Source organism: Streptomyces katrae (assembly GCF_000966975.1).
Taxonomy (GTDB): domain Bacteria; phylum Actinomycetota; class Actinomycetes; order Streptomycetales; family Streptomycetaceae; genus Streptomyces; species Streptomyces katrae.
This window is the reverse complement of sequence record NZ_JZWV01000294.1, coordinates 1-7,093: the sequence shown is the minus strand read 5'-3', so window position 1 is coordinate 7,093 and position 7,093 is coordinate 1. Positions and strand designations below refer to the sequence as shown.

Annotated in this window: 5 protein-coding genes and 1 pseudogene; 4 read left to right on the top strand and 2 right to left on the bottom strand. The window is 73.2% G+C overall.

The annotated features are described in order from the left end of the window. Positions 1–662: DUF1206 domain-containing protein (locus VR44_RS12085; protein ID WP_045947449.1), on the top strand; the 662-nt coding region annotated here is incomplete at its 5' end. Positions 663–941: 279 nt separating this feature from the next. Beyond that, entirely contained in the window at positions 942–3,131 is a 2,190-nt protein-coding gene (gene katG / locus VR44_RS12080; RefSeq protein ID WP_045947448.1) for a catalase/peroxidase HPI, read from the top strand. 89 nt (positions 3,132–3,220) lie between these two features. On the opposite strand, the gene VR44_RS12075 is transcribed toward katG, so the two are convergent. Then, positions 3,221–3,763 carry a GNAT family N-acetyltransferase gene (locus tag VR44_RS12075; protein ID WP_045947447.1) on the bottom strand — a complete coding sequence of 181 codons (543 nt, stop codon included), beginning with the start codon at positions 3,761–3,763 and terminating at the stop codon, positions 3,221–3,223. A 122-nt stretch (positions 3,764–3,885) separates the two neighbouring features. On the opposite strand from VR44_RS12075, the gene VR44_RS41140 reads away from it, so the two are divergent. Next, positions 3,886–4,563, top strand: a complete 678-nt coding sequence (locus VR44_RS41140; protein ID WP_052713566.1) for a rhomboid family intramembrane serine protease — start codon at positions 3,886–3,888, stop codon at positions 4,561–4,563. Between the two features lie 77 nt (positions 4,564–4,640). Next, positions 4,641–5,486 (top strand): annotated as a pseudogene (locus VR44_RS12065) (DNA polymerase III subunit beta family protein); the annotation flags it as partial. Between the two features lie 157 nt (positions 5,487–5,643). Here VR44_RS12065 and VR44_RS12060 read toward each other — a convergent pair. Further along, positions 5,644–7,093: MFS transporter (locus VR44_RS12060; protein WP_045947446.1), on the bottom strand; the 1,450-nt coding region annotated here is incomplete at its 5' end.

The following is a 7,093-nucleotide window of genomic DNA, read 5'->3' as shown; positions in this document are numbered from 1 at the left end:
ACCGTACGGGGGCGCTCGCCGAGCTCGCCGGCCAGCCGTTCGGGCGGGTGCTGGTGTGGGCCGTCGGCATCGGTCTGGTGGCGATGGCGCTCTGGCGGTGCTCGGAGGTCCTCTTCGGTTCCGTGGGACCCGACGGGCGCAAGCCGGCCAAGCGCGTGGCGGCGGCGGCCCGGACCGTCTTCTACGCGGTGACGGCCTTCTCCGCGCTGTCCTTCGCCGCCGGCCGGGGCGGTGGGCGTTCGAGCGACGAGCAGTCCCGGGACGTCACGGCCCAGCTGCTGGCCGTCCCCGCCGGCCCGTGGCTCGTGGGGCTGGCGGGCCTCGGCATCGCCGTCGGGGGGATCGTCGTCGTGGTGGGTGCGGCCCGGCTGACCTTCCGCGAGCACATGGAGACGGGCCGCCTTCCCCGGGGCGCCCGGCGGGCCGTGGACGTGCTCGGCGTGGTGGGCGGCGTGGCACGCGGGGCCGTGTTCACGGCGGCCGGGGCGTTCCTCGTACACGCGGCCGTCTCGTACGACCCGCGGAAGGCGAAGGGGGTGGACGACACCCTCCGCTCGTTCGCGCAGACCCCGGCCGGCCCGTGGCTGCTGGTCGCCGTCGCGACGGGGCTGCTGCTGTTCGGGGTGTTCTCCTGGGCGATGGCCGCCTGGCCCCGGGTGTGACAGGGCCCCGAGGCGCGGCGAGCACCGTCTCCCGGCCATTTCCCCGGAATGGGAATGCCTCCCCTGCCGCGCCCCACGTGAAAGGGCCGGATGCGGCGGTGGAAATCATCCCGTCGTACTAAGCATTCCCGTGCGTGCGTGTTCTCGTGGCTCTGAAGCCTGCGGTGCGCGACGATTACGGACGCCGAGACGGCTCGAACACTCGACTTCGATGAGCGGCCGACGTCACGGGCCGGCAGCAGCCGGCACGGAAAACCGAGACAGGAAAGAAGGACGGACGTGTCCGGTAGCGAGAGCGAGAACCCGGTAATCCCCTCCCCGGCCCCCACGGCGACCCCTCCCCGCACGAACCGCGACTGGTGGCCCAATCAGCTGGACCTTCAGGTTCTCCATCAGAATTCGCCCCTGGCCGACCCGATGGGCGAGGACTTCGACTACGCGGCGGAGTTCGCGACCCTCGACGTGGACGCGCTGAAACGCGACGTGTTCGAGGTGATGACCACCTCGCAGGACTGGTGGCCCGCCGACTACGGGCACTACGGGCCGCTGTTCATCCGGATGAGCTGGCATGCGGCGGGCACGTACCGGATCGCGGACGGCCGGGGCGGCGGAGGTGAGGGCGCACAGCGCTTCGCCCCTTTGAACAGCTGGCCGGACAACGCGAGCCTCGACAAGGCGCGGCGGCTTCTGTGGCCGGTCAAGAAGAAGTACGGGCGGAAGATCTCCTGGGCGGACCTGCTCGTCTTCACGGGTAACTGCGCCCTGGAATCAATGGGCTTCAAGACCTTCGGATTCGGCTTCGGCCGGGAGGACATCTGGGAACCCGAGGAGATTTTCTGGGGGCCGGAGGACACCTGGCTCGGAGACGAGCGGTACAGCGGTGACAGGCAGCTCTCCGGTCCTTTCGGTGCCGTTCAGATGGGCCTGATCTACGTGAATCCGGAAGGGCCCAACGGAAACCCGGACCCGCTGGCCGCCGCCCGGGACATCCGGGAGACGTTCGGGCGTATGGCGATGGACGACACGGAAACGGTGGCGCTCATCGTCGGAGGGCATACGTTCGGCAAATGCCACGGCGCGGTGGACCCCGAGTACATCGGTCCGGAGCCCGAGGCGGCCCCCCTGGAGGAGCAGGGCCTGGGCTGGCGGAACACCTTCGGCACCGGCTCGGGCCCGCACACGCTCACGAGCGGGCTGGAGGGGGCGTGGACCAACGAGCCGACACGCTGGGACAACGGCTATCTCGACAACCTGTTCGGATACGACTGGGAGCTGACGAAGAGCCCGGCCGGCGCGCACCAGTGGAAGCCGAAGGACGCGGCGGCCCAGGACACCGTGCCCGACGCCCACGACCCCGCGAAGCGGCACGCCCCGATGATGCTCACCACCGACCTCGCGCTCAAGCTGGATCCGGTGTACGCGCCGATCGCACGCCGCTTCCAGCAGCATCCGGACGAGCTGGCCGACGCCTTCGCGAAGGCCTGGTACAAGCTGCTGCACCGCGACATGGGGCCGGTCACGCGCTACCTCGGCCCCTGGGTCCCCGAGCCGCAGCTGTGGCAGGACCCGGTCCCCGCCGTCGACCACGACCTGATCACGGACGAGGAGGTCGCGGAGCTCAAGGAGACGATCCTCGCGTCGGGCCCGTCCGTCCCCCAGCTGGTCGCCACGGCCTGGGCCTCGGCCGCGAGCTTCCGCGGCACCGACAAGCGGGGCGGGGCCAACGGGGCGCGGATCCGGCTGGCGCCGCAACGGCACTGGGAGGTGAACGACACCCCCGCGGTCTCCGAGGTCCTGGAGGCCCTCGAGCGGGTCCGGCAGGAGTTCAACGGCTCGCGGTCCGGCCGTACGAGGATCTCGCTGGCCGACCTGATCGTCCTGGGCGGCTGCGCGGCCGTCGAGCGGGCGGCTCGGGACGCCGGGCATGCCGTCACGGTCCCGTTCGCGCCCGGCCGCACGGACGCCTCGCAGGAGCAGACCGACGTGGAGTCCTTCGCGGTCCTGGAGCCGAGCGCGGACGGGTTCCGCAACTACCTCCGGGCCGGGGAGAAGCCGGCGCCGGAGACCCTGCTGCTGGACCGGGCCTCGATGCTGACGCTGACGGCACCGGAGATGACCGTGCTGCTCGGCGGCATGCGGGCCCTGAACGCCAACTTCAGGCAGTCCCCGCACGGTGTGTTCACCGACCGGCCCGGAACGCTGACCCCCGACTTCTTCGTCAACCTGCTCGACATGGGGACGGAATGGAAGGCGTCCGCCACGGTGGAGGGCGAGTTCGAGGGGCGGGACCGGTCCACGGGCGAGATGAAGTGGACCGCCACGGCCGTCGACCTCGTCTTCGGCTCCAACTCCCAGCTCCGGGCGCTGGCGGAGGTGTACGCGTGTGACGACGCGCGGGAGAAGTTCGTACGGGACTTCGTGGCTGCGTGGGACAAGGTCATGAACCTCGACCGGTTCGACCTGGCCTGAGCCGCCGCCCCGGCACGGCGCGGCCGGACGCGGGTCGGGTCCGGTCCGGTCCGGTCCGGCCGTGCCGTGTCCTGCCGCGCCGGGGGCGCCTAGCGCGCCGGGGCCGGCTCCCAGTCCTGGGCGAGGAGCCCGAGCAGCACCTCGTCCAGGAACTCGCCCATCACCCAGGCCGAGGAGCGCAGTACGCCCTCGCGGACGAAGCCGTTGCGCTCGGCGGAGCGCAGCATCGCGGCGTTGTCCGCGAGCGTTTCGATCTGCAGCCGGCGCAAGCCGCGCACGGTGAACCCGTAGTGGCACAGCACCGCGACCACGTCGGTGCCGTAGCCCTTGCCCCGGGCGGCCGGGAACAGCCCCAGCCCGATGTGGGCGTTGCGGTTGTGCGTGTCGATGCCCCACAGCGTGGCGGACCCGATGAGCGTGCCGCCCTCCAGCTCCACCACGGAGAACGAGACGCTCCGCTCCTGCTTCTCGTCGACCACGAGCCGCGGGTCCCGCGTGCCGGGGGTCATCGGCTTCCACGGCCCGGCCTCGGACCGCGAGGAGTTGACCACGTCGTCGTAGAGCTCGGTCCGCAGGACCGGGATGTCCTCGTCGAAGCGGGCCCTGAGCCCGACCTTGGCGCCTCTCAGCATGTGAGCTTCCTATCCGGCGGACCCGTCCGGCGGCAACCGAATATGGCGGGGGTTGCCGGCATGAGCGCAACCCTGCCATGGGCGGCCGTCGGGCGGGATCCGGGGTCTGACAGGCTTCGGTCATGGACATGCACACTGTTTCGGTCTACGGGTGCGCGGCGGCCGTCGTCGTACCGGGCATCCAAGTCCTGGCAGCCCTCGCCGCGGAGGGCCAGGAGCGGACGCCTCCGCCGTTGGCCCTGCTGCGGGCGTGGCGGCGCCCGGTCCCCCGGGTCGCGTCGGTGCTGGTGGCCGCCATGGTGCTGCTCGGGGTGGTCCAGACGGTGGTCCCCGCCACGGTCGAGGCGCTGGAGCGGGAGCCCCACGGGCCGTGGTGGCGGGCCGTGACCGCCTTGGCGGTGCAGTCGTCCGGCTGGTTCCAGCTCCTGCTGAACCTGGCCGCGCTCGTGGTCGTCGCCCCGGTGGCCGAGCGGCAGTTCGGCGCCTGGCGGACCGGATTGGTCTTCGCGGCGAGCGGTGTGGCGGCGCAGTCGGTGAGCATGGCCGGATGGAGCCCCCGGGGAGGCGGCGACTCGGTGGCGATCTGCGGCCTCGTGGGCGCGCTCGCCGCCTGGTACGCGGTGCGCGGTGGGACGACCGCCCTGCGGTGGGCGGCGCTCGCCGTCCCCGCGGCGGGGCTCGGGCTGTGCCTCCTCACCAACAACCATGGCGTGGGCCTGCTCGTCGGCTGCGCACTCGGGCTCGGGATCGCGCTGGCGGCTCCTGCTCGCCCGCCGCTTGCGACGGCCCGACCGGTGTGACGGCCGCCGCCGGAGGGGGCCCCGGCGCCACGGACCGATGTTGACCTTCAGGTTGGTCGAAGGCCGATGATGACGGCGTGTCCCCTTCCGAACTGATGCCCATCGGCGTCTTCGCCCGGCGCTGCGGTCTGACCTCCAGCGCGTTGCGTTTCTACGCCGACTCCGGTCTGCTGCAGCCCGCCGAGGTCGACCCCGTGTCGGGCTACCGCTTTTACGGCGTGGAGCAGCTGACGCGGGCGACCGCACTGCGGCAGCTCCGTGAGATCGCCATGCCCCTCGCCGGTGTGGAGGCGGTCCTCGCCGCGGAGGCCGGGGAGGCGTCCCGGCTGGTCGACGCCCACGTGGCGAAGATCGTCGGGGATGCGTCGGCGGCCCTGCGGACGGCCGCCGGCGTCATGTCCTCGCTGGGGGGCGGGCCCGCTCTGCCGATCGCGGCGCTGAAGGGCCCCGTCCTGGCCGACGCGGTCGAGCAGGTCCTCACCGCGACCGCGCACGATCCGTCGCTTCCGGTGCTCGGCGCCCTGCGCATCGAGGCGGACCACGAGGCGGTGACCCTGACGGCGACCGACCGGTACCGCCTCTCCACCCGCACCCTGGTGCCGAGCGCACCTCCGGGGCGGACCTGGGCCGGCACGGTCAGCGGAGACGATCTGCGGACGGCGGCCTGCCACATCCGCCGCAGCGCACTGGTGCGGCTCGAAGCGGGGCCGCACGGGATCTGGTTCCGGACCACGGGGCGGGAGGACCGCTACGCCCGGTTGCTCACCGAGGAGTTCCCCGACCACCGGCTCGTGCTCGGCTCACTGGGAACGGTCACCGGCCGCGCGACGGTCTCCAAGGAGCCGTTCCTGCGCGCCCTGGAGGAACAGCCCGGCGAGCGCGTGGAGCTGCGCCTCTCCGGCCGGACGGTGGACGTCCGGCCGGGCGCACGCCCCCGGGCTTTCCGAGGACGCCTACGGTGACCTGGTCCGGGGCGCCGTCGAAGAGGTGGCCGGGGCCATCGCCCGGCGGGACCGCGCCCCGAGGGCCTCGGCACCCGGCGCGGCCGTGTGACCCGCCCGGGCGACGCCGGGCAGACCGTCACGGGTGGTGGTGCGCGGGGCCGCGGCCGGCCGGGGCCACCTTCGCGGGCGCCCTGACCGGCAGCAGGGCGGTCGCGGACAGCAGCGCGGCCAGCAGGAAGGCGTCCGCGGTGACGAAGGCCACCGGCGTGGCGGTGGCGGTGACGATGCCCGCCGCGTCGGCGGTGTCGTCGTTCGCGGCCAGGACCAGCGCCCCCGCCAGCGCCAGTCCGACCGCTCCGCCCAGCTGACGGAGCGTCTGGCGCAGGACGGACGCGTCGGCCCGGTCGTGTTGCGGTACCGCGCGCATCAGTTCGGCGCTCAGCGCCGGGACCGGCATGCCCATGCCGATGCCCGCCAGGACCATCCCGGGGACCTGCCAGAGGTACGCCCGTGACGGCAGGGCGGCCGTCCAGAGCGCCGCGCCGAGGGTGGCGGCCGTCAGCCCGAGCAGCACGGGGACCCGGATGGAGCGGTGGCGGTCCAGGAGGTGGCCGGACAGGAAGGTGCCCGTGGTGAGGGCGCCGACCAGGGGCAGCAGGGCGAGGCCGGTGGTGAGCGGCGGCAGGTGCATGGCCTGCCGCAGGAACAGCGTGCCGTGCACCATCACGATCAGTTGCGGGCCCTGTACGAGGAAGGTGAGCGCGGTCGCCACGGCGTACGGGCGGATCCGCAGCAGCCGCAGGTTCACCAGGGGCTCCCGGGACCGCAGGACGAGCCGTACGGCCAGGACCAGGGCCGCGGCCGCCGCCGTCAGGGCGGCGGGGGTCCTGGGGTCGGCGAGGCCCCAGATCCCGCACTGGTACAGCGCGAGGACGACCGCACCCACGGAGGCGATGACGGCGACGGGCTGGACCACGGTGAGCGCGCCCCTCCCCCGCTCCTCCTCCACCCCCGCACGGGCGGCCAGCCAGAGGGCCGCGGCGGCCACGGGCACCCCGGCGGGGAAGACGGAACGCCAGCCGAGGTACTGGGTCAGCACCGCGCCCACCACGGGGCCGAGGGAGAAGAAGACCTGCGCCAGGCCCGCGTAGACGGCCAGGGCCCGGCCGCGCTCGTGCTCCTCGTACACGTTCGTGATCACGGTGGTCGCCACGGGGATCATCAGCCCGGCCCCGACGCCCTGCAAGGCCCTCATCAGGAGCAGGAACGGCGCGGCCGCGTCACCTGCCGGGGTGAGGCCGCAGGCGCCCGAGGCGACGGCGAAGAGCACGATGCCGCACCGGAAGGTGCCCAGCAGTCCGAAACGGCGCGCCGCCATCCCGCCGACCGGTGCGAACGCGGACAGCGCGAGGACGTAGACGAGCACCACGCGGTGCATCACCCAGGTCGTCAGGCCCAGGCTCCGCGCCATCGGGCCGAGGGCGACCGCGACCACGGTCTGATCGAGCATGATCAGGCCCCCGGCGCAGCCCATCGCCGTCAGCACGAAGCGCTTGCGGAGCGGGCGGGTGCCGCCGGGCGGAGGG

Bases quoted from the DNA above. Each gene is read 5' to 3' on its own strand.
- VR44_RS12075 (WP_045947447.1), bottom strand. From the start codon at position 3,763: ATGCTGAGAGGCGCCAAGGTCGGGCTCAGGGCCCGCTTCGACGAGGAC.
- VR44_RS41140 (WP_052713566.1), top strand. From the start codon at position 3,886: ATGGACATGCACACTGTTTCGGTCTACGGGTGCGCGGCGGCCGTCGTC.